This is a genomic window from Amycolatopsis sp. NPDC003676 (assembly GCF_053587275.1).
The window spans coordinates 94,223-116,472 of the sequence record NZ_JBSFNS010000018.1 but is presented as its reverse complement, the minus strand read 5'-3'; the positions used below and the strand labels follow the sequence as shown (position 1 = coordinate 116,472).

At 68.6% G+C, this 22,250-nt stretch carries 20 protein-coding genes; 10 read left to right on the top strand and 10 right to left on the bottom strand.

Annotated features, from left to right (window positions below):
- Positions 1 to 104 precede the first annotated feature (104 nt).
- Positions 105 to 839, bottom strand: a complete 735-nt coding sequence (locus ACWDNU_RS14740) for an SDR family oxidoreductase (RefSeq protein WP_449669180.1) — start codon at positions 837 to 839, stop codon at positions 105 to 107.
- Positions 840 to 975: 136 nt separating this feature from the next.
- On the opposite strand from ACWDNU_RS14740, the gene ACWDNU_RS14735 reads away from it, so the two are divergent.
- The 5 genes from ACWDNU_RS14735 to ACWDNU_RS14715 all read left to right on the top strand — a co-directional run bounded on the left by ACWDNU_RS14735 (position 976) and on the right by ACWDNU_RS14715 (position 4,134).
- Positions 976 to 1,842, top strand: a complete 867-nt coding sequence (locus ACWDNU_RS14735) for an RNA polymerase sigma-70 factor (RefSeq protein ID WP_449669179.1) — start codon at positions 976 to 978, stop codon at positions 1,840 to 1,842.
- Between the two features lie 20 nt (positions 1,843 to 1,862).
- The gene (locus tag ACWDNU_RS14730; protein WP_449669178.1) at positions 1,863 to 2,225 is read left to right on the top strand and encodes a DUF5313 family protein; all 363 of its coding nucleotides are present in this window, start codon (positions 1,863 to 1,865) and stop codon (positions 2,223 to 2,225) included.
- Between the two features lie 42 nt (positions 2,226 to 2,267).
- Positions 2,268 to 2,624 (top strand): metalloregulator ArsR/SmtB family transcription factor, encoded by a 357-nt coding sequence (locus ACWDNU_RS14725; RefSeq protein ID WP_370934952.1) that lies wholly within the window; start codon positions 2,268 to 2,270, stop codon positions 2,622 to 2,624.
- A complete protein-coding gene (locus tag ACWDNU_RS14720; protein ID WP_449669177.1) occupies positions 2,621 to 3,124 on the top strand; it encodes an SRPBCC family protein in 504 nt (167 codons plus the stop codon). The genes ACWDNU_RS14725 and ACWDNU_RS14720 overlap by 4 nt, the downstream gene beginning before the upstream one ends.
- Positions 3,125 to 3,336: 212 nt before the next feature.
- Positions 3,337 to 4,134 carry a sigma-70 family RNA polymerase sigma factor gene (locus ACWDNU_RS14715; protein WP_370934950.1) on the top strand — a complete coding sequence of 266 codons (798 nt, stop codon included), beginning with the start codon at positions 3,337 to 3,339 and terminating at the stop codon, positions 4,132 to 4,134.
- Positions 4,135 to 4,210: 76 nt separating this feature from the next.
- Here ACWDNU_RS14715 and ACWDNU_RS14710 read toward each other — a convergent pair whose 3' ends face one another.
- A complete protein-coding gene (locus tag ACWDNU_RS14710) occupies positions 4,211 to 4,948 on the bottom strand; it encodes a TetR/AcrR family transcriptional regulator (RefSeq protein WP_449669176.1) in 738 nt (245 codons plus the stop codon).
- A 52-nt stretch (positions 4,949 to 5,000) separates the two neighbouring features.
- Between ACWDNU_RS14710 and ACWDNU_RS14705 the strand changes: the two genes are divergently transcribed.
- Positions 5,001 to 6,422, top strand: coding sequence for an MFS transporter (locus tag ACWDNU_RS14705; protein WP_449669175.1), 1,422 nt, complete (start codon positions 5,001 to 5,003; stop codon positions 6,420 to 6,422).
- A gap of 1 nt (position 6,423) precedes the next feature.
- Positions 6,424 to 7,242, top strand: a complete 819-nt coding sequence (locus tag ACWDNU_RS14700) for an SDR family NAD(P)-dependent oxidoreductase (RefSeq protein ID WP_449669174.1) — start codon at positions 6,424 to 6,426, stop codon at positions 7,240 to 7,242.
- Here ACWDNU_RS14700 and ACWDNU_RS14695 read toward each other — a convergent pair.
- Together ACWDNU_RS14695 and ACWDNU_RS14690 are read right to left on the bottom strand one after the other, a co-directional pair.
- A complete protein-coding gene (locus tag ACWDNU_RS14695) occupies positions 7,236 to 8,579 on the bottom strand; it encodes an IniB N-terminal domain-containing protein (protein WP_449669173.1) in 1,344 nt (447 codons plus the stop codon). The two genes, ACWDNU_RS14700 and ACWDNU_RS14695, sit on opposite strands and share 7 nt — an antisense overlap.
- An 822-nt stretch (positions 8,580 to 9,401) precedes the next feature.
- Positions 9,402 to 12,845 carry an indolepyruvate ferredoxin oxidoreductase family protein gene (locus ACWDNU_RS14690; RefSeq protein WP_449669172.1) on the bottom strand — a complete coding sequence of 1,148 codons (3,444 nt, stop codon included), beginning with the start codon at positions 12,843 to 12,845 and terminating at the stop codon, positions 9,402 to 9,404.
- A 174-nt stretch (positions 12,846 to 13,019) separates the two neighbouring features.
- On the opposite strand from ACWDNU_RS14690, the gene ACWDNU_RS14685 reads away from it, so the two are divergent.
- Together ACWDNU_RS14685 and ACWDNU_RS14680 are read left to right on the top strand one after the other, a co-directional pair.
- Positions 13,020 to 13,478, top strand: a complete 459-nt coding sequence (locus ACWDNU_RS14685; protein ID WP_449669171.1) for an Lrp/AsnC family transcriptional regulator — start codon at positions 13,020 to 13,022, stop codon at positions 13,476 to 13,478.
- An 82-nt stretch (positions 13,479 to 13,560) separates the two neighbouring features.
- Complete coding sequence (locus ACWDNU_RS14680) at positions 13,561 to 14,184, top strand: cupin domain-containing protein (protein WP_449669170.1); 624 nt, start codon at positions 13,561 to 13,563, stop codon at positions 14,182 to 14,184.
- Here ACWDNU_RS14680 and ACWDNU_RS14675 read toward each other — a convergent pair.
- Positions 14,181 to 14,789, bottom strand: coding sequence for an acetate uptake transporter (locus ACWDNU_RS14675; RefSeq protein WP_449669169.1), 609 nt, complete (start codon positions 14,787 to 14,789; stop codon positions 14,181 to 14,183). The two genes, ACWDNU_RS14680 and ACWDNU_RS14675, sit on opposite strands and share 4 nt — an antisense overlap.
- A gap of 280 nt (positions 14,790 to 15,069) precedes the next feature.
- Between ACWDNU_RS14675 and mftR the strand changes: the two genes are divergently transcribed.
- A complete protein-coding gene (mftR, locus tag ACWDNU_RS14670; protein ID WP_449669168.1) occupies positions 15,070 to 15,702 on the top strand; it encodes a mycofactocin system transcriptional regulator in 633 nt (210 codons plus the stop codon).
- A gap of 296 nt (positions 15,703 to 15,998) precedes the next feature.
- On the opposite strand, the gene ACWDNU_RS14665 is transcribed toward mftR, so the two are convergent.
- The 5 genes from ACWDNU_RS14665 to ACWDNU_RS14645 form a co-directional block, all read right to left on the bottom strand.
- Positions 15,999 to 16,697, bottom strand: a complete 699-nt coding sequence (locus ACWDNU_RS14665; protein ID WP_449669185.1) for a vWA domain-containing protein — start codon at positions 16,695 to 16,697, stop codon at positions 15,999 to 16,001.
- Positions 16,698 to 16,954: 257 nt separating this feature from the next.
- Complete coding sequence (locus ACWDNU_RS14660; protein WP_449669167.1) at positions 16,955 to 17,893, bottom strand: AAA family ATPase; 939 nt, start codon at positions 17,891 to 17,893, stop codon at positions 16,955 to 16,957.
- Positions 17,890 to 19,011, bottom strand: a complete 1,122-nt coding sequence (locus tag ACWDNU_RS14655) for an NDMA-dependent alcohol dehydrogenase (RefSeq protein ID WP_370934940.1) — start codon at positions 19,009 to 19,011, stop codon at positions 17,890 to 17,892. Before ACWDNU_RS14655 ends, ACWDNU_RS14660 begins: the two co-directional genes overlap by 4 nt.
- A 28-nt stretch (positions 19,012 to 19,039) precedes the next feature.
- Positions 19,040 to 20,539, bottom strand: coding sequence for an aldehyde dehydrogenase family protein (locus tag ACWDNU_RS14650; RefSeq protein WP_370934939.1), 1,500 nt, complete (start codon positions 20,537 to 20,539; stop codon positions 19,040 to 19,042).
- Positions 20,540 to 20,602: 63 nt separating this feature from the next.
- A complete protein-coding gene (locus tag ACWDNU_RS14645; RefSeq protein WP_449669166.1) occupies positions 20,603 to 22,249 on the bottom strand; it encodes a sigma-54-dependent Fis family transcriptional regulator in 1,647 nt (548 codons plus the stop codon).
- Between the last annotated feature and the right edge of the window lies 1 nt (position 22,250).

Here is a 22,250-nt window from a genome sequence, read left to right as displayed (position 1 = left end):
GGGGGCACTACCAATCTTCTTTCAAACGCCCCCACTCCCCGGGCCTGATTTCCTCCCTGGTGAGTGGCGATCCCGGTTAGAACCGGGATCGCCACTCACGAGCTTCAGCGGCTCAGCCACTCCTCGAGCCCGACCTTGCCCCGCCACGAACCATCCGCCGGAACCAGACTGTCCTTGCCCAGCACCGTCCCGAAGTACTTCGCCTCCGGGTCGGTCACCACCTCGCGCGGGTCCTTCCGCGCGGTCAGCACCCGGCGGATCCACTCGTCCATCGGGAGCACGTCCGGACCGCCGATCTCGACGATCCCGCCGACCGCCGGCTCGCCCGCGGCCCGCGCGACCGCCACCGCGACGTCCTCCGCGGCGATCGGCTGCGTGCCGCCGTCGGAAAGCCGGACCACGCCGTCGACCGTCGAGGTGTCCGCGATCGCGACCGCGAACTCCAGGAACTGCGTCGCACGCACGATCGTGTAGTTCAGCCCGCTGTCCTCGATCAGCTTCTCCTGCGCGGCCTTCGCCCGCAGGTAACCGGAATCCGGCAGCTCGTCCGCACCCACGACGGACAGCGCGACGAAGTGCCCGACCCCGGCTTCGCGCGCGGCCGACACCAGATTCCCGGTCGAGCGCCGGAAGAATTCCATGACGTCGTCGTCCGCGAACGACGGCGAGTTCGACACGTCCACCAGCACGTCAGCGCCTTGCAGCACGCCGGACAGCCCTTCGCCGGTCAGCGTGTTCACGCCGGTGCTCGGCGCGGCCGCCACGACCTCGTGCCCCTCGAGCAGCTGCACGACCTGCGATCCGATCCGCCCGGTCCCGCCGATGACGACGATCTTCATGCCCGTTCCCTCCGTTTCCGCCGCGACGGCCGCCGCGAGCGTCGCCAGTCAGGACCGGACAGCGCGCCGATTTGTGACACCCCTGCCCGCTAAGCTCGCGAATGCCCCGCCGGACCAGGAAAGGAACGCGCCGCCGATGGAGGAACTCGCCGAGGCCGCCTCGGTGTTCGCGCGGGTCCGGCCGCGGCTGTTCGGGATCGCCTACCGGATGCTCGGCAGCGTCGCCGACGCCGAAGACCTCCTCCAGGACGTCTGGCTGCGCTGGCAGACCTGCGACCGCTCGGTCGTCCGCAATCCGGACGCATTCCTCGCCACCACCACGACGCGGCTGGCCATCACCGCGAGCCAGACCGCGCGCGTGCGGCACGAAACCTACGTCGGCCCGTGGCTGCCCGAGCCGATCGACGCCTCCGCCGACCCGCAGCTGGGTGCCGAGCGGGCCGCCGCGCTCGAGGTCGCGGTGCTGTTCCTGCTGGAGAAACTGCCAGCGACGGAACGCGCGGCGTACGTGCTGCGCGAGGCGTTCGACTACCCGTACCAGCAGATCGCCGACATCGTGCAGACCACCGAGGTCAGCGCGCGCCAGCTGGTCAGCCGGGCGCGCAAACACCTCGCCGCGGAACGCCGGACGCCCGTCGAACCGGAGGAACAGCGGCGGCTGCTCACCGCGTTCGTGGACGCCGCCCGCAGCGGCGACCTGGCGACGCTGGAGAAACTGCTCGCCGAGGACGTCGTCAGCTACTCCGACGGCGGCGGCGCAGTCCGCGCGACGCGGATCCCGGTGGTCGGAGCGGTCACGGTCGCGAAGTACGTCCGCGCGTTCGCCGGCCGGTTCTGGCCCGGCACCGAGGTGGGCTGGAGCGACGTCAACGGCCAGCCCGCGGCGGTGGTGCGCCACAGCGGAGCGGTGATCGCGGTGCTGACCGTGTCCGCGTCGGCCGAGGGCATCGACCGGCTGTTCTGGCTGATGAATCCGGCCAAGCTCGGGGCGTATACCGCCTGAGCACGGGGTACCCGGCGGGCATGAAGCGTCCCGGCCCGGTGCGCTGGCTGCACTACGTGTACGGCGGGGTACTCCCCGACGAGTACCGCGAGTGGGTGCTGCACGACGCGACCGCGAAAACCTGGGTGCTGCGCTTCGCGTTCCGGATCTTCATCGAGGCGCTGCCCTGGCTGATCGCGGGTTACGTCGTGCTCACGCTCGTCACGCCGATGCCCGCCGGGATGATCATCGCCGCACTGCTGATCAGCCTGCTGCTGAGCCTGTTCCTCACCGTCACCAGCGCCGACGAGCTCGCCGAGGTCCGGCTCACCAAGCACGGTTTCCCTCCCGGCGCGGGGAAAGAGGTCCGCAAACGCCGCGGCGGCGCGTCGACCTGGCCGTGACGTGCTTGCCGGAAGCGTAACCGCTGGGTTACGCTTCTTCTCGTGGATCTGGTCGCCAACGCGATCGCCGACCCGGTGCGGCGGGACATCCTGGCGCTCCTGCAGCGACAACGGCTGCCCGCCGGGGAGATTGCAGCGCGCTTCGACATCAGCCGGCCCGCAGTGTCGCGCCATCTGCGCGTGCTGCGGGAAAGTGGGCTGGTGCGCGACGAACTCGTAGGCAGGCAACGGTTTTACGCGCTCGACCCGCAAGGTTTCGCCGAACTCACCGCCTGGCTCACGCACCTCGTCGCGCCGCCCGCTTGGCAGCAGCGGCTCGACGCGCTGGAGACCGAGGTCCACCGCACCCGTCGCGAACGCCGCCGGGACACCGCTTCCGGAGAGGAAAACACCGCATGAAACCCGTGCCCACCGCGAGAGCGCACCGGCTCGCCGACAGCATCGACCTGGTCCTGCCCCGCACTTTCCGCGCGCCGATCGACGACGTGTGGGCCGCGGTCACCGAACCGGAACGCACCGCGCGCTGGTTCGGCCCCTGGAAGGGCGACGCGACACCCGGTCGGATGATCCAGGCCCAGATGGTGTTCGAAGAGGAGGAACCCTGGATGGACCTCCGCATCGACGCCTGCGAGCCGCCGCACCGCTTGGCTGTTTCGTCGACCGACGAATCCGGGGCATGGCGGATGGAGCTGCGACTGGAGTCCCGAGGCGCGGCAACGGAACTCCAGCTCGTGCACCACCTGGACTCGGCGGACAAGATCCCGGAAGCGGGCCCCGGCTGGGAGTACTACCTCGACATGTTCGCCGCCGCCTTCGAGGGCACGCCGAGGCCGGACTTCGCCGACTACCACCCGGCGATGACGCCCTATTTCACCGAATTGGCCGGAAAGTTTTCCTGACCAGGCGTCAATAGTCCACTTCGGACAGTCGGCAGCCGAACGAAATGTCCTTGAGCAGCCAAGACTTCCCCGGATGGCTGACGACGGCGGCCGGGGCCGAATCGCGCGGCCGACTGCCCGATCCCCGCCGCCATATGGAGTACACTGCTGTACCAGTTACTTTCAGTAGTCCCGCGTGACGAGGTGTGGGCCGGTCCGGTGGGAGGTGCACGGTGGACGCGACGCTGGGCAGCACTCTGGTCACCGATGCGCGAGAGGACGAGCGCACCGACGCCGAACTCCTCGCCGCCGTACGCGCCGGGGATTGCCAGGCAGGCGGCGAATTGTTCCGGCGGCACGTCACGCTGATGCGCCGCGTCGCCGCCGGTTTGGTGCGCCAGCAGGCCGAACGCGACGACCTGGTCGCCGAAGCGTTCGCGCGCGTGCTCAGCACGGTCGCGGCCGGCGGCGGCCCGGAATCGAACGCGCCCGCGTATCTCGTGGCCACAATGCGAAATCTGTTCGCACGATGGAGTCGCCACGAAAATCGTATCGATCTCTACGCGACTGTTCCGGAACCCGTAAATCTCGACGGCGGCGCAGACGAACTCGCAGTCATGCGCTCGGAAGACCGGCTCGTGTGGTCGGCCTACCGGACTCTGCCCGGCCGCTGGCGGACGGTGTTGTGGCGGATGTCCGCCGAGGGCGACACTCCAGCAGAACTGGCCCCGGTGCTCGGCGTTTCGCCGAACGGTGTCGCCGTGCTCGCCCGCCGCGCGCGCGAAGGGCTGCGGCAGGCGTACCTGCAAGTCCAGGTGCCGGACGCGAAGTTGCCGCAGTGCCAAGAAGTCCGCCGCCGGATGGGCGCGTGGCTGCGCGGCACCCTGCCCGCCCGCCGGGCCGGAGTCCTCGCCGGACACCTCGCCGTATGCGAACCGTGCCACGCGGTCGCCGCCGAACTGGCCGAGGTCAACCGCGAACTGCCCCGGATGACCGGGTGCTGCGACCCAGCGATCCCGGAACCTCGCTGACCCAATACCCCCGCGGCCCTTGCCCAGACGTACATGAGGGGAACCCTGAGGGAATCAGATTCCCTCAGGGTTCCCCTCACGTACCTTTCGCTATTCCCGAAGCCTCGCTGGCCAGATTCCGCGTGATCAGGTTGACCATGAAGTCGAACCGGTCATGCCCTTCCCCGGACGTCAGCTCCGCCGCATACTGCCGCGTGCGCGGGAACTTCTCCTCCGGCAGTGCGGTGAACCGCTCGATCAGCTCGTCCTGGCTGAGCATCCACTCGCCGCCGTGCTGCTGCCGCTGCCGGACCAGTGACACTTCCCAGGCGTACGCGGTGACGTAGAGCGTGAGCGAATCCAGCGCCCACGCGGCAGTCTGCGGTTCGATCCCACCAGCCAGCAGGATCGCCAGAATCCCCTCGCTGACCCGCAGCGTTTCCAGGTGCGTCGGCACCATCGCGAGCGCGGCGCGGGAGACGCCGGGGTACTTCAGGTACAGGTCGCGGATCTGCCCGTAAACGTCCAGGACCTGCTGCCGCCACTTCGCCGGGTCCGGTTCGGGCAGTTCGATCTGCGCACAGAGCCTGCCGATGAGCAGATCGTCGAGATCCTCTTTGTTGACGATGTGCGCGTACAGCGACGACGGCCCGGTGCCGAGCACCGCGGTGACCCGGCGGACGGTCAGCGCGTCGTAGCCCTCGGTGGCGACGACCTGCAGCGCGGCGTCGGTGATCCGGTCGACCGTGATGGGCTCTTTCCGCGGTTTCGGCGCCGCTTCGGCGCTGGCGGACGCGTGCCGGGCGGCGCGGCGCTCTCGGGGATCAGCGGGCATGTCCGCCACTATAGCTTGACACGAACTTAGTTCGTAATCTAGAACTTAGTTCGTGACTACTGAACTTAGTTCGTCCCCGCGCGCCGAGCCGCTTCCGCTGGTCCAGGCGTGGCTCGTGCTGGTCGTCGTGGTGATCGCCGACCTGATGGACCTCATCGACACCAGCGTCGCCGCCCTCGCCGGTCCCTCGATCCGCTCCGACCTCGGCGGCGGGCCGGTGACCCTGCAGTGGGTCCTGTCGGCCTACACCGCCGCGTTCGCGCTCGGCCTCGTGACCTCCGGCCGCCTCGGCGACCTGCTCGGCCGGCGCAGGTTGTTCCTGCTCGGCATGACCGGCTTCACCCTCGCGTCGCTGGCCTGCGGGCTCGCGCCCAGCGCCGGGTTCCTGATCGGGGCCCGCGTGTTCCAGGGCCTGTTCGGCGCGGCGATGATCCCGCAGGGCATCGCGCTGGTGAAGGTCGTCTTCCCGCCCGATCAGCTGCGCAAAGCCCTCATGCCGTTCGGCCCGATCATGGGCCTGGCCACCGTCGCCGGGCCGATCCTCGCCGGCTGGCTGCTGCACCTGAACCTCTTCGGCAGCGAGTGGCGCTCGATCTTCCTGATCAATGTCCCGTTCGGCATCCTCGCCGGACTGCTCGGCCTGCGCGTGCTGCCGCGACACAGCGGCGAAGACCGCGGCGCCCGCCTCGACCTGCGCGGCGTCGGACTGCTCACCGCCGCATCAGCGCTGCTCATCGTGCCGCTCATCCAAGGCCGCGAACTCGGCTGGCCTGTCTGGACGTACGTGCTGATGGCCGCCGGCGTGATCGCCTTCGTCTTGTTCGCGAGGTCCGAACGCCGCAGCAGCCATCCTGTCATCGCGCCGTCGCTGTTTTCCAAGCGCGGCTTCGTGTTCGGCCTGCTGATCACCGGCGGGTTTTACGCTTCGCTCAGCGGCTTCGTGCTCGTTGTGAACCTGCTGCTGCAGTCCGGTCTCGGCTGGACGCCGCTGCAGTCCGGGTTCGCCCTGCTCCCCTGGGCCGCCGGCACCGCCATCGCGACCCTGTTGTCCGGCGCGGTACTCGCCGCGAAACTCGGCCGCACTTCGCTCCACTTAGGACTCGCCATCGCCGTCGTCGGGCTGCTCGTCCTGTGGTGGTCGATCGCGCACTGGGGTGCGGCCATCACCGTCTGGCAGCTCGCCCCCGCGCTTTTCATCACCGGTGCCGGTTCCGGGTTGTTGTTCATTCCGCTCTTCGATTTCATTCTCGGCGACGCGACGCCCGAAGAAGTCGGCAGCGGTTCCGGAATGCTCAACGCCGCCCAGCAATTCGCCGGCGCCGTCGGTGTCGCCGCGCTCGGCACAGTGTTCTTCGCCCGCGGTGGGCCGTCTTGGATCCCTGCCGCTGAACTGGTTTTCGGCATCTGCGCCGCCTTGTACCTCGCGGTACTGGCCCTTGTCAGGTTCCTGCCGAAACACTCCGCTCAATCGTGAAATGAGTATCGCAGTGCCCAAAACCGCCCTGATCACCGGAACCAGCCGCGCCGCCGGACTCGGATTCGCCACCGCCCGGCTGCTGTCCGAACAGGACTATCACGTAATCCTGACCGCTCGCGACCTGTCCCGAGCCGAAGCCCTTGCCGCGCAACTCCCGAACGCCACTGCTTTGCGGCTCGACCTCGCCGATCTCGCCACCATGACCGCCGCCGCCGACTACGTCGCCGAATCCTTCGGCCACCTCGACGCGCTGGTCAACAACGCCAGCGACACCGTCGATTTCGCCACCCTGTCTGCTCTCGACGCCGACCTGGCCGCCGTTCAGTCCGCATTGGACATTGACGTCCTCGGCCCGTGGCAGCTCACGCAGTTGTTGCTGCCGCTGTTGAAAGCCGCACCGGCGGCCCGGATCGTCAATGTTTCCAGCGTTTCCGCTTTGCAGATCTCCACCGGGCTAGACCTCGGCGCGAGCCTGCGCGCCCCGGCGCATTCGTTCGCCAAGCACGCGCTGAACACTCTGACCGGCGTGCTGGCCTCGGCGCTGCGGGGCACCTCGATCCTCGTCAACGCCGTCGATCCGGGAGAAACCGCCACCCATCCCGAACGCGGCGACGAGGACACCGCCCGCCCCGCGCTCGACAGCGCCCGCGGCGTGGTGTGGGCCGCGACCCTGGCAGCCGACGGCCCCACCGGCGGCCTCTTCCTCGACAGCCAGCCGCTGTTGTCCCTGCTGCCCGGCACAAAAAACACCGCGGGCCCAGACCGTAACCGGTCCAGGCCCGCGGCGGGAAAGCCCTTGCTACACCAGGATCAGTGACCCAGGTGCAGGCTGTCCAGGTGCACGTTGCTCGCGTGCGACTCGAGGCCGCCCGCGACGTCGTGCAGGTGGTTCTGGACCTCGTTGAGCGGCGCGGCGTGCGCGGCGTCCGGCAGCTCGCCGGTCGTCGCGTGCTGGGTGCCGGTCTCGACGGCGTCCTGGACGGTGCTCGTGACGTGCTGCGCGGCCGCGTTGACGGCCGGAGCGTGCGCGGTCGCACCCTCGATGGCGTGGGTCAGCGAACCCGCGTTCGGGGCGGCCGGCAGCGACGGCAGCGCCGGAGCGTGCGGCAGCTCGCCGACGCCCGGGACCGACGGGGCGTGCGGCAGCGCGCCGACACCCGGGACCTGCGGCAGGGAGCCGACGCCCGGCACCTGCGGCAGCTCGCCCGCACCCGGCACGGCCGGGAGCGCCGGAACGGCCGGGAGCGCCGGAACGGCCGGGAGGCCCGGAACCGCGCCCGCGGCGTGGTCCAGCGTGCCGGACAGGTCGCCGGCCGAGGTCAGGTCGCCAGTCGCGTTGGTCAGGTCGGCGCGGAGGTCGCCGTGCTCGCCCACCGGGGTCGAGCCGATCGCCTCGTTGACGGTGCCCAGCAGGTGCGAGCCGCCCTGGCGGACGTCCTCGACGATGCCGCTGACCGGGCCGCCGACGACCGGCAGCTTGCCGGACTCGGACACGACGGCCTTCCAGGTCAGCGCGTCGCCGAGGTGGTTGGTGGTGGCGTCCACCGCGGAGCCGACGAGCTTGCCGTCGAAGACGTGCTCGCCCACCGCGTTCACGGTGTTCTGGGTGTCGATCGCGGCGGCGTCGACGATCGGGCCGACGACGGGGACCGAGTGGGTCGCGTCGGCGACGTGGTCCAGCACGCCGGAGACCGCGCCCAGGGCGCCGTGGGTGACGGTGTTCAGGCCGGTCGCGTCGGCGACGTTGCTGACGCCCTCGAAGACCGGGCTGAGGTTCGGCAGCGCGCCGGCGAGGCCGCCGAGGCCGTCGCCGACCTGGTGCGCGACCGGCTCGGCGGCGGCGTCGGCCTTGTCGAAGGCACCGGCCAGGTCGGCCGACGGAACGCTCGGGGCGGCGGGCACGCCCGGCACGGCCGGGATGCTCGGAGCCGCCGGAACGCCCGGCACCGCGGGAACGGCCGGGACGGCGGGAGCGGCGGGCAGCGGGGCGCTGTCCATGACCAGCGGCATGATGTCCTGCACGTCCGACGGGTTCAGCTCGCTGAGACCGGCGCCGTTCAGCACGCCTTGCGGGTCAGCTTTGTAGTCCGCCATCGACTGCGGGTCGTTCAGCAGGTTCAGCGCGAATTCGTGCAGCGTCTGCACCGGGCCCATAGTTCGTATTCTCCTGTGGTGACAACGGATCGGGGTGGGGTGTCCGAGAAACGGACGAGCCGGCCCCAGAGCCGGCTCCTTTTCCGAACATAGGACTCCGCCGAATGCCCGCCATCGGGGGGTCACCCGGGTTAGCCGGGGCACTCACTAGGGACTTTATCGATCCCCCGATTAGGGGCATTAGGGGATTCGGCGCGTCTGCACTGGTCACAGGCCTGCGCGCGGAGCACCCCGCCGAGCGCCGCCCACCCCACCGATCGGGGGACGGACGCGGGTCTCCCGGCAAGGTTCGCCAGGACCACCCATTGGTGTGACACCTACAAGGCTTTTCGGGCAGGGCCGGGCTCGGCGGGAAGGCCGAAACGACGACGAGACCGGGTTCATCCGGTTCCGCCGCGTTTCAGATACCGCAGGGAATCCGGACGCGGAATCCGCGTTGAATGGTGTCCGACGAGGTTGATCACGCTTCAATTAAGGAGATTCCGCGCGGAATCCGTCGGCAAGCTGGGGAAACGGCGGCTGGCGGTGAATCCGGCGCGGTCCTCGAGCGAGGATCCGGCCGCCGCTGGACCGCGCCCGACCCGGCCGGTGCGGCTTCGTCCGCTGGCTTCCGGCCGAACCGCGGCTGACGACAGCCTGCCCGGCCGAACGCCTCCGAGACGGCCCAAGCGGATGCCTCGCCTCGAATCCGGCACGGTCACCAGGCCGAAGCAGCCAGCCGCAACCCCACCTCACCAGGCCGAAGCAGCCAACCGAAACCCCACCTCACCAGGCCGCAGCCGCTGCGGCACGATCCCGTCCCGCAGCGGCTCCCGGCTCCCCTCAAGCAGTCGCGACCCGCACCGAGTCCGGCATTTCCAGTTCCTTCAGCAACTCCTCCTGCCGCCTCCGGTAGGCCGCCACGTTGGCCAGCTTGATCTCCTCGTATCCGCGCACCGAGTCCGGCAGCGCGGCCAGTTCGACCAGGCGGGCGTCGCCGCGGTCGGCCACCTCGATGGCGCGCGTCAGCGCCTGCCGGTACTCCCCGATCAGCGCCCGCTCGACCCGGCGGACCTCCGCGCGGCCGAACGGGTCCAACTTCGTGCCGCGAAGCTTGCGCATTGCCTTCAGCGCCGCGAACGCGGGCCGGACGCTTCGGCCGCCGAGGCTGATCTTGCGGTTCATGCCCAGTGCGCGCAGCACTGGCGGGTGCAGCCGGTGCGCGAATCGCGTGCCGACGCCGAACTGGGCTTCGATTTCCGCGGTCAGCTGCGGGTCCAGCGAAAGCCGCGCCACCTCGTACTCGTCCTTGTAGGCCATGAGCTTGTAGAGGTTCCGCGCGACCGCTTCGGTCACCGAAGCGCTGGCGCGCGTGCGGATCCGCTCGACGAATTCCGCGTACTGCCGCGCGTACCGCTCGTCCTGGTAGGCGATGAGGTCCGGGATGCGCAGGTCGAGCAGCCGGGCGAGCTCGCCGTCGGCCCGCACCAGCGCGCGCACCCGGCGGACCGCTTCCGCGTCCACCGCGGCCGGAGCCGAAGCAGACGACGACGGGGAGAGTTCCGCGTTGAGCGCGTCCGGGTCGGCGACCAGCTGCCGCCCGCGCCGGAACGCCTGCAGGTTGGTCTCCACCGCGGTCCCGTTGATCTTGATGGCCTGTTCCAGGCTTTCCGCGGTGACCGCCAGCGAGCCGGTCTGGTAGGCCGCGCCGAGCTGAAGGATGTTGGCGTATTGGTCGTCGCCGAAAATCTGCTCGGCGAGGCCGCGCGCGTCGAGGTAGTGGCCGGAGGCGGTCGCGTCGCCGAGCGCGCCGCGGATGCTCGACTGGTCCGGGTACGAAACTTCCTTGTCCACCACCATTCGCCCGGTCGGAACCTCCGAAGTGGACACCACGGCGACCGTCCGCCCGGCATCAGCCACGCCGAGGTACGCGGGATCGGCGGCGACCAGCGCGTCGCACGCCAAATACAGGTCGCATTCCCCGTTCGCGAGCTTCGGAGCCTGCTCAACTGCACCAGTGGAGATCTTCACGTCCGAAACGACCGCGCCGCCCTTCTGCGCGAGACCGGTCTGGTCGAGGGTGCGCACCTGCTTGCCGTCGAGAACCCCAGCGACACCAAGGATCTGCGCGACGGTGACCACACCGGTGCCGCCGATGCCGGTGATCCGCACAGCGACGTCAGACAACGTCTTCGCCGGCTCCGGCAGGACGTCCGCGCTGATCGGCGCGAGGTGCCGCCGCTTGACCTCGCCGGTCGGGACGACGGTCAGGAACGACGGGCAGTCGCCGTCGAGGCACGAGTAGTCGACGTTGCACGAAGCCTGGTGGATCTGGGTTTTACGGCCGAACTCCGTCTCGACCGGTTGCACCGAAAGACAATTCGACTTCACGCCACAGTCGCCACAGCCTTCGCAAACACGCTCGTTCACGAACACCTTGCGCGCAGGCGTTTCCTGCTTCCCCCGACGGCGCTTACGCCGCTTCTCCGCCGCACATTCCTGCTCGTGAATCAGCACCGTCACACCGCGATGCGCCGCCAGTTCTTCTTGCGTACGAAGAAGTTCCGACCGGTCACGCACCTCGACCCCACGCGGCAGCTTCCGCTTCCGCAGCCGCCGCGGCGCGTCCGAGGTGATGACGACCTTCGCCGCACCTTCAGTCAGCAACAGCGCAGCGACCTTCTCCACAGAAAGCCCGCCGACAGCGTCCTGACCGCCGGTCATCGCGACCGCCGAGTTGTAGAGCAGCTTGTACGTGATGTCGACGCCCGCCGCGACCGCCGCGCGCACGGCGAGGCTGCCGGAGTGCATGAACGTGCCGTCGCCGATGTTCTGCATCAGGTGCGGCGTCTCGACGAACGGCGCCATGCCGATCCACTGCGCGCCCTCGCCGCCCATCTGGGTCAGCCCGACGACCTCGCCAACCTGTTCCGGCTCCATGAACAAAGCCATGGTGTGGCAACCGATCCCGGCGCCGACGAGCGTCCCGTCCGGGACCTTCGTGGACGAGTTGTGCGGGCAGCCGGAGCAGAAGTACGGCGTGCGAGCCAGCAACGGCACCGAAATCCGCTCCCGGCGCCGCCGCCCCTTCCACGCCGCAACGGGTTCCGCCTCGGGCAGACGCTTGGCCAGACCGCTGGCGATGCGGTCCGGGTCCAGTTCGCCGAGTTCGGTGAACAGCACCTGGCCGTGCTGGTCGGACTTGCCGTACACGCGCGGCGCGCCGGTGCGGCCGTAGAGGATTTCCTTGATCGCCGGTTCGACCAGCGCGCGCTTTTCCTCGATCACCAGGATTTCGTCGAGGCCCTCGGCGAATTCCTGGATGATGCCGGGCTCGACCGGGTACACGACGCCGAGCTTCAGCAGCCGAATGCCGTAGCGGGACAGTTCGGACTCGTCGAGACCGAGCATCCGCAGGGCTTGCCGAAGGTCCAAATAGGACTTTCCGGCGGTGACGATGCCGATGCGGTCGTCCGGTCCGGACCGGACGATCCGGTTGATTCCGCTGGCGCGCACGTATTCCATCGCGAGCGGCAGCCGGACGCGGTGCAGGCTGTGTTCGAGGGTGATCAGCTCCGGCCCGAGAAGCCGGCTGTTCGGCTGGTGCTTGTACGCGCCCTCGGGCATTTCCGGCGCGGTCCATTCCGAATCGACCAGCGCGGTGCCGCCGGAGTCGGCGACGTTCGCGACGATCTTCATCGAGGACCACAGCCCGCTCGCGCGGGAAAGTTCGACCGCGTGCCTGCCGTGCTCCAGCACGTCCTGCGCGTCGGCCGGGAAGAACACCGGCATCGCGAGGTCGGCGAGCGCGTGCTCGGACGCACACGGGATGGTCGAGGATTTCGCGTTGGGATCGTCGCCGACCAGCGCGACCGCACCCCCGCGCGGGTCGGTGCCGGCGAGGTTCGCGTGCCGCAGCGCGTCGGTGGCCCGGTCGAGGCCGGGAGCCTTGCCGTACCACATGCCGACGACGCCGTCGTGCCGCATCGTGCCTGCTCGGGCGGCCAGCTGGCTGCCCATGACCGCGGTCGCGCCGAGTTCCTCGTTGACGCCCGGCTTGTGCACGATGTTGTGCTCGGCCAGCAGACCGGACCGCCGCGCCAGCTCCAGGTCGAACCCGCCGAGCGGCGAGCCCTGGTACCCGGACACGAAGGCGGCCGAGTCCGCGCCGTTCAGCCGGTCCAGCCGGATCCGGTCGAGCAGGACGCGCACCAGCGCCTGCACTCCGGTCAAGTAGACAGTGCCCGCTTCGCGCACGTACCGGTCTTCCAACGTGAAGGCGTTCATCCGCACTTCCCTTCCGCACGCCATCAGCCCACGGGCACCCGCCGTTGGGACGTGAGCCACCTCACCCCACCCCTGAGCCCGGGCGCAACGTGCCCGGCCACTGTAGTGGCAAGGACGCAAAGGATGTCGCGCGAGAGGGCGGATCGGGCAGATCTGTTGCGTACGATGCCGCTCATGGCCGAAGAACTGCTGGACGCGACCGACCACGAGATCATCGCGTTGCTCCGCGAGGACGCCCGGCGCACGTTCTCGGACGTCGCCGGGCGGGTGTCGCTCTCCACCGCCGCGGTGAAGCGGCGCGTCGACCGGCTCCGGGAGAAGGGCGTGATCACCGGTTTCACCGTGCAGGTCGACCACGCGAAACTCGGCTGGGGCATCGAGGCGTTCGCCCAGCTGCGGTTCTTCGGCAGCACGAACGTCGCCGAGATCGTGGAGACCACCACGCGGATCCCGGAGGCGCAGGCGGTGTTCACCATCGCCGGCGACCCGGACGCGGTGGTGTGGCTGCGCAGCCGCGACATGGCGCACCTGCAGAGCACGATCGACGAACTGCGGCGCAGCCACCGGATCACCAGCACGCGCACCCTGATCGTGCTCGATTCGTGGGTGCGCGGCGAGGACCGGCCGGAGTGACCTTCGGGCAGCATCGCGGCGATCCGGTTGCCGTCCGGTTTCGTGCGTCGGCATGGTCGAGGTGACGCTTCGAAGGGATGCCATGCCGAGCCACACCGCGACTTTCTCTCCCGCAGGCTGGACCGACGCCGCGCCAGGGGTCTGGACGAAGGACCTGCTCCAGTCACCCGGCGACTCGTTCACGCTGGTCCGGCTGGCTGCTGGAGCGGTGTGGTCCGATCCCGGCAACCGGGTGTTGATGCTGGAAGGCACTCTCGCGCACCATCGCGCCGGTGCTTACCTGGCTGCTGACGGCACACTGTCCAGCACGGACGGCTGTCTCGCGCTGAGCATCAGCGGCGAGCGGCTCGGGGAACCGGCCGAGGACGTGTTCGGGCCTGCCGGCTGGCAGAAATCGAGCCCCGGACTGTGGTTCCGGTTGCTGCTCGACGTGGCCTTTGACGAGACCTTCGACGAGCGCGTGGTCGGACTGTCCTATTTCGAGCCAGGATCATTCTCGGCACCGCATCCGCATCCGACCGCGCACCGGTTTCTGTTCCTGGACGGGGAAGCCGACGACGAACTGGTCTTCCCGGACGGCACCCGCGTTACGGCTCGCCGCGCTCGTGGCGACTTCGTGGACTATCCCGCTCAGGTCGAGCACCAGACGTTCAGCCGCGGCGGCTGCCTGATCCTGTTCCTGCACGAACCCGCTGAGCGTGCTTAGCGCTTGCCGATCGGGCCGGTCGGGAGCACCGTGCGGCCCGCGGTGGCGTTGGTGACGACCGCGAACGAGCCGTACCAGGCGACCACCGCGGTGGCCAGTCCGAGCCAGCCGCCGATCTTGCCCGCGCCTTCCGCGCCGCCCAGTTCGCTGATGGTGAGGAACAGGAAAGTCAGGAACAGGAGGACGAAGACGCCGATGAGGACGGCGTTCGTGCGCAGCGCCGCGATCATCATGTAGCCGGTGAAGATGGTGAACACCAACAGGAACATTCCGGTGGCGGTCGCCGCGTCGGCGGGCGGGATCTTCGGGGCGAACTGCCAGACGTAGAAGGCGAAAGCCAGCCAGAACGCGCCGTACGTGCCGAATGCGGTCGCGCCGAAGGTGTTGTTCTTTCGGAATTCCCACATTCCGGCCAGGAGTTGGGCCAGGCCGCCGTAGAAGAGAGCTAGTGGGAGTACGACGGGCTCGACCGCTTTGGGGATCAAGCCCGCGTTGACCGCGCTCAGGACGAAAGTGGTGGCGGCGAAGCCTGCCAAGCCCAGTGGACCTGGGTCGGCGATGCCTTCGGCGGCGGTTGAGGTCGGGCGAGCGGCTGTTTCACTCATCGGATCCTCGATTCTGCTTTGCGGCAGGATCTTCACATCTGACACCTGACGCAACAGACTTGTCCACTGTCCACAAGGTCCCTCTTTCGAGTGGTGGCTAGTGCGGAATCGGGAATGGGGTTTATTTCGGACTTAGCGGGTGGTGCCGCGCATTCTTCGGGTATTCGACAGTCCATTGTGGATCGCTTTTGGCGGTCCCGCGGTGGGCCGCAGGTGCTGCGGCGGGTCGGTGAGCGAGTAGTGTCACCGGGTGACAGAAGCGTCCGTGGGAGGGGGAGGCATGCCTGCTGATCCGGTCGACGAGGCTCGGCCTCGGCGTGGTCGGCCTCGCGGGACCAGTGCGCGGCAACTGGAGGAGATCGCGCTGCGGCTGTTCACTGAGCAGGGGTTTCACGAGACGACGGTGGATCAGATCGCGGCTGTGGCTGGGGTCAGCCGGCGGACGTTCTTTCGGTACTACGACGCCAAGTCAGACGTGTTGTGGAACGAGTTCGACTCCGAGGTGGAGACGATCCGGGCGCTGCTCGCTGACGTGCCGGAGGATCTTCCCGTGATGGAGGCGGTCCGTCGGGCGGTGCTCGCGGCCAATCACTATCGGGCCGAGGATGTGCCTGAGCTGCGGATGCGGATGAATCTGCTCAGCACCGTGGCTGAGTTGGCGGCCAGTGCTACTCGGCATTATGACGCTTGGGAGCGGGCTGTGATCAGTTTCGTGGCTCGGCGGACTGGGCAAGCTGAGGATTCGTTGTATCCGCTGGCGGTTGGTCGTGCGGTGTTGGCGACCTGCCGGGCGGCTTATGAGCGATGGTCGGCTCGGGCTGATGCTGATTTGACGTTGTATTTGGATGCTGGGTTGCGGGCGTTGGCGGCTGGGTTCGCTGATGAGGTGCTTGTCGGGGAGCCTGGGGTTTGAGTCTCTCGGCTCTTCGCCTGGCGGCGACATTGCGGCTTGCGTGGATGCACCTCGAGTTGGGTGCATTGGCTGCGGTTCGCGACTGGGGCTAGCGCCCCAATGCGGCATTGGGTGCGTGGGACGCACCCAACGTGGCATTGGGGCGCATCGCGGTGGCGCGCGAGCGGGTGGGAGCGGGCAGCGAAGAGCCCCCTGCGGGAATCCAAGCCCGTGAAGGAGCCCCTCGCAGACTGCTTAAAGGTCGTGAGGGGAACCCTGAGGGAATCAGATTCCCTCAGGGTGGCCCTCACGTACATCTACCCGGCGCCAGAAAGCCGTGAAGGACGGTCCAGCAGGGTGGCTAGTGCGGCGGGGGCGGCTGCGGCACCGGTCAAAGGCTGCCAGCGGGCGCCTGATTCTCGAGCGAAGCGTTCTGCTTCTTCGCAGTCTTCGGCTGGGGCCAGGATCAATAGTTCTTCGCAGGCGCGTGCGGCGGGTAACGGGTCCTCGTCATCTGTTGCTCGGCAATCGGACAGCAGGAGGATCGTTTTTCTGGCCGCCCGCGAGGAAGTCAGTTGTTCATTCGCCTTCCGCAAAGCCGCCGCCAGTGCTGTGACTCCGTGGCCTCGCAGCGAAAGGACCGAATCCACTACCGACGCCTTCGAGCGGGAAGACCGTAGAGGGCGGATCACCTCCGCGGTTCGGGCGAACGAAACCACTGCGTGTTCCGCTGGTGCTCGCCACGAACACGCCGCGGCGGTGAGAGCGGCTGCTGCCAGGCGGGCCCCGGTCATTGAGCCGCTGGTGTCGATTACCAAGCACAGAGCCAATTCCGGGCGTGCCCACCGGCGGGCTACCAGGTCGTCCAGGGCTGGGACTCCGCCTACTGCGGCCGCGTCCACCAGGGCAGGCAGCGAGCGGTCCAGGTCTAGTTCGCCGCCTCGGTCGGCTCGGTCTCGGCGTAGTTTTCCTACTCCTCGGGCTCGGGCGACGCCGCGTCGTGCGACGTCGATCATCAGGCGGCTGGCTAGGCCTCGGGCGGCTGCGCGCAATGATTCATCGGTGGCTTTGCTCATCTCGACCAGCAAGGCCATGGCCTCGTCCGCGTCCTCACGGAACGCCGCGCTGAAGGCTTCTTCGTCCAGTACCCCGACTTCGGGGGAGATTTCCGCGAAGCGGCCGTTGCGGGACAATTCGGAGCGCGGGGTGGTGCTGCTCCGCGCGGAGCCTGGCCGGGGTGATCGCTGCTGTGGTGGGCCCGCCGGTGGCGGGCTCAGGCTTCCCCCGGCGGGTCACCAGCCTCTGAATCCGGCGGAGGGGTTTCTGCGCCGAAGACGGCCACGTAAAGTTCGTCGATTACTGATTCCGCGGTGCGGCCGCTGGATTCGTGCAGCCCGATCCGGCCGGACAGGGCGGCCAATGCGGCATCGTGGCCGATTCGCCAGTCCGTGGCGGAAGCGCCGCGGATTCGGGCCAATGAAACCGCCAGGCGTACTACGTCGATTGCGCCGCGTACGGAAGAGCCGACTCGCACATCGGCATGATCGCGGGTGCGGCGCACCAGATCTACTACTTGGTCTCGCCATTCGGCGGGGACTGGCGGGCTGCGGCGGGCAACGATGTCGGCTTCCTCGTCTTGGCTTTGGTAGCCCATGACGATTCGGCAGACGCGATCGTAAATCGCCGACGAGATTCGGGCGGTGCCTACTGCGTCGAAGGGGTTCATCGCGGCTACCAAGCGGAAGCCGTCGGCCGCGCGTACCCGGCCTAAGCGCGGCACGTGGAGTTCGGCTTCCGACATTACCGTGATGAGGACGTTCAGCGTCTCCTCTGGGATTCGGTTGACTTCCTCGACGTACAGCAGGCCGCCGGTGCGCAGGGCTTCGATCAGCGGACCGTCCACAAAGGTCTCTGGCACGTAGCCTTCGGCGAGTACTCGCGACGGGTCGAACTGGCCCACTAAACGCGCGGGGGTCAGTTCGGCGTTGCCTTCGACGAATACGAACGGTGAGCCGCCTGCCTCCGCGACCGCGCGCAGGAGCGTGGTTTTTCCGGTTCCTGGTGGGCCTTCCAGCACAACATGGGCACCGCAGTCGAGACCGGCCAGGAGCAATTCGATTTCGCGGCGGCGGCCGACTACGTCCGCGGTTAACCGGGGTACCGCGGACTGCGGACCGGAAACCGGCCCGCAGTCCGCCGACAAAGCCGTCACGGTGCGTCGTGGACCAGCACGCCGCGCACGTTCCGGCCCTCCAGCAAGTCGTCGTAACCCTGGTTGACCTCGTCCAGGGTGTACGTGCGGGTGATGATCTCGTCCAGCTTCAGGTCCCCGCTCTGGTACAGCCCGAGGATCTTCGGGATGTCCGTGGTCGGGTTGCAGTCGCCGAACAGGCTGCCCTTCACGGTCTTCTTGAACAGCGTCAGGATCGAACCAGGCAGATTGACGTTGTTGACCGACAGTTTGTTCAGCCCGGTCAGCACGATCGTGCCGCCCTTGCCGGTGGCGTTGAACGCGCCGGTCACGATCTCTTCGGTGACGATGCCCGCAGTCACGATCGTCTTGTCCGCACCGTTGCCGTTGGTGAACGACTGCGCCAGCTCGGCCGCCTCCTCCGGCGTCGCGACCGCGTGCGTCGCGCCGAGTTCCATGGCCTTTTCGCGCTTGTTCTCCAGCGGGTCCAGCGCGATCACGTTCTTCGCACCGGCGTAGCGCGCGCCCTGCACCGCGTTGATGCCGATGCCGCCGACGCCGGACACGATCACCGTTTCGCCCGGGCGGACGTTGGCCGCGTTGACCGCCGAACCCCATCCGGTCGGGACGCCGCAGCCGACCAGCACCGCCTTGTCCAGCGGCAGGTCGTCGTCGACCTTCACGACCGAGTTCTGGTGGATGGTCGAGTACTGGCTGAACGTGCCGAGCATGCACATCGCGCCGTACTGCTTGACCGGGCCGGGGCCGCTGAACGGGAACCGCTCGCCGGGCAGATAGCCCTCGAGGATCGTGGCGCCCATGTCGCAGATCGCCTGCTGCCCGGTGGAACACCAGCGGCACACGCCGCAGTTCGGGATGAACGAGCACACCACGTGGTCGCCCGGCTTGACCCGGGTGACGCCGGGGCCGACGTCCTCGATGATGCCCGCGCCCTCGTGGCCGAGCACCATCGGCAGCCGGGCCTCCAGGTCGCCGTGCGCGATGTGCACGTCCGAGTGGCACAGGCCGGCGTGCGTGTACCGGATCAGCACCTCGCCCTCGCCGGGGCCTTCGAGGTCGAGCTCGACCACCTCGATCGGCTTGCCCACCTCGTAGACGACTGCGGCTTTCGTCTTCATCGGGAACTCCTTTGTTCGAGCGGGCGGATCACAGCGCGATGTTCACGGACTTGGTCTGGGTGTAGAGGTCGAGCGCGGCCGCGCCCAGCTCCCGGCCCCAGCCGGACTGCTTGTAACCGCCGAACGGCATCGCCGTGTCGAAGCCGTTGTACTGGTTGACCCACACCGAGCCTGCCTTCAGTTCCTTCGCAGTACGGTGCGCCTTCGCGACGTCGCGTGTCCAGACCCCGGCGGCCAGTCCGTACTCGCTGTTGTTGGCCGCGGCGGCCACGCCAGCTTCGGCGTTGAACGGCATGGCCGCCACGACCGGGCCGAAGATTTCTTCCCGGACGATGCTGAATTCCGGTTTGACGTCAACGAAAACGGTCGGCTCGATGAAGTATCCGGTGTCGCCCCAGCGTTTTCCGCCGGTGAGCGCGCGGGCGCCGTCGGCGAGGCCTTCGCCGAGATAGCGCGAGACGCGGTCGAACTGCTCCTGGGAAACCATCGGGCCCAGCTGGGTTTCCGGGTCGAGTCCCGGGCCGATCTTCACCTGGCTCGCCGCCTGCGCGACCGCCTGGGTGAACTCCTCGAAGATCGTGTCCTCCACGTACAGCCGCGTTCCGGCGACGCAGCACTGGCCGTGGTTGAACATCCACGCATTGACCGAACCGGGCACCGCGAGGTCGAGATCGGCGTCGGCGAACACCACGTTCGGGCTCTTCCCGCCCAGTTCGAGAGAAACCTTCTTCAGGTTTCCGCTCGCCGCTTGGACGATCTTCTTGCCCACCTCGGTCGAACCGGTGAAGGCGACCTTGTCGACGCCCTCGTGTGCGGCCAGCGCGGCCCCGGCGTCGCCGAAACCGGTGACGATGTTGACCACACCGGGCGGGAATCCGGCTTCCTCGAACAGTTTGCCGAGCAGCAGCGCGGTCAGCGGCGTCTGTTCGGCGGGTTTGAGCACCACGGTGTTGCCCGCCGCGAGCGCCGGCGCGATCTTCCACGCGGCCATCAGCAGCGGGAAGTTCCACGGGATGATCTGCCCGCACACGCCGACCGGCTCGCGCAGCGTGTAGGCGTGGAACTGCGCGTCCGGTGCGAACGGCATCGACACATTCACCGTGCTGCCTTCGATCTTGGTCGCCCAGCCCGCGTAGTAGCGGAAGACGTCGGCGGCCCAGTTCGTGTCCACGGCCGTCGCGATGGCCGCGGACTTGCCGTTGTCGAGCGCTTCCAGCTGGCCGAAAATCTCCGCCCGCTCGGACAGCAGATCGCCGATGCGCCAGATCAGCCGTTCGCGCTCATTCGGCTTCATCGCGGCCCACGGACCCGCGTCGAACGCCTTGCGCGCGGCGGCGACGGCGCGGTTGACGTCCTCGGCCTCGCCGTGCGCGACCTCGGCGATCTTCTCCCCGGTGGCCGGGTCGTAGGTCGGGAACGTCCGGCCCGACGCGGCCGGGACCCAGCGCCCGCCGATCAAGAGCTCCAGCGGGCCGGAAACAAACTCCCGGACCTGGGTGTGCAGGGGGAATTCCACCGTTGCGGTCACCTGGCGCCTCCTCACTTCGTTGTGACGGAGGTCATCGTCACCCGGCGGACCGGGGGCGAAGTGTTACAGAAGTGGACAGTCGTCGGTCACGCCCAGCGCCTGCATGCGGCGATACAGCGTGGTGCGGCTGATGCCGAGTTCGCGGGCCGCGCGCAGCTTGTTGCCCTCGCTGGCGCGCAACGCCGTGACGATCGCGTTCCGTTCGGCGAGTTCACGCCCGCCGAGCTGCCTCGTGCGCGAACTGCCGCGGCACGCGGGCGGCAGCTGCGCGAGATCGATCACCCCCGTGTACGGGAGGCGGGAGACTTCGCGCATCGCCGCGCGGAGTTCGTGCAGGTTGCCCGGCCACGGATGCGTGCGCAGCGCGGCCAGCGCGGTGCCGGTGAAGTGCGGCTTCCGGTCCGGATACTCGTCGCGGAGCATCGTCACGGCGATCGCGGGCAGGTCGTCGAGGCGCTCGCGCAGCGGGGCGAGGGTGATGGTTTCCGCGCATCTCGCCGCGATCGCCGCGACGGCTGGGGACATGGCGTCCGACGGGACGGAAGTGAGCAGCAACCGGGCCGATTCGGGGTTGTCGAGCGCTTCGCCGACCAACGGGAGCAGGCTCTCCGGGAGCAGGTGGACGTCGTCCAGGACAACGGCGGTGTGCGGCTGCGCGACGAGGTCAGTGAATCTTGTTGCCCAGGCTCGGGGTTCCTCGCGGAGCGCGGCGGCGGCGTGCAGGACGACCGGATCGTCCACGCCGGCTCGCGCACGGGCCGCGGTGGTGCGGCCGGTGCCCGGTTCGCCCGTGACGAGAACTGAACGGGCGGGTTTTGTCGCGGCTGGGGCCGGTTTTCGGCCGCTGCTCGGTGCCTTCGCGATGCGGAATACGGCACCGTCCGTCGAACCCTCGACGCGTTCGGCTACGACCGAAAGACTGATTCCGTCACCCACATCGAGGCGGGTGTCGAATACGCCGCGTTCCGGGACTTGCGGAAGCAGCGTGCGCAGGAGAGTCGGATCAGCGGGACGGAGCTGTTCGATGCAGGTTTCGTTGGCGAAAACCAGATCGCCGCCGAGCACCGCGACCGGCACGCTGCGGTGGTGTGTGGCCTGCTGGAACGCCAGGAACAGCCGCCGTTCGCAGGCGCGGGCGCTCTCCAGCACGAGTTGTTCGATGTCGCCGACGACGCGTTTCACCAACGGCCCGAACAGCGGGTTGCCGCTGTCGCTCTCGCCGGTGATGTCGAGGACGCCCTCGATGCGTCCGGTGAGCGGATGCCGGATCGGATGGCCGTAGCAGCTGAACCGCTTCAAGGCGTCGGCGTAATGCTCCTGGCCGTGGATTTCCACCGCCTGGCGCGATTCGTGCGGCGTGCCGAGCGCGTTCGTGCCGACCCGGCCCTCGCTGAGCTGCGAACCGTGCAGGACGCCGATCTCCTCCAGCTGCCGTTGCAGGCCGCGCTCGCCGAACCAGCGGAAGACGAGGCGGCAGTCGCGGTCGGCGAGCAGGATGGAGAACCGGGTGCCGGTGAGCTGCTCGACGAGCTGGTCCAGCACCGGGCGGGCGGCGGTCATCAGCCGGCTGCGCGGATCGACCTCGGCGATCGAAATAGCGGCGCGGTCCAGCTCCGGCTCCACGCCGAACAGCCGGGACCGGCGCCACGAATCGGCGATCGGCGGCCGCAGGACGGCGGAGCCCTGCGACGGTATCCCTCCGAGCGACACT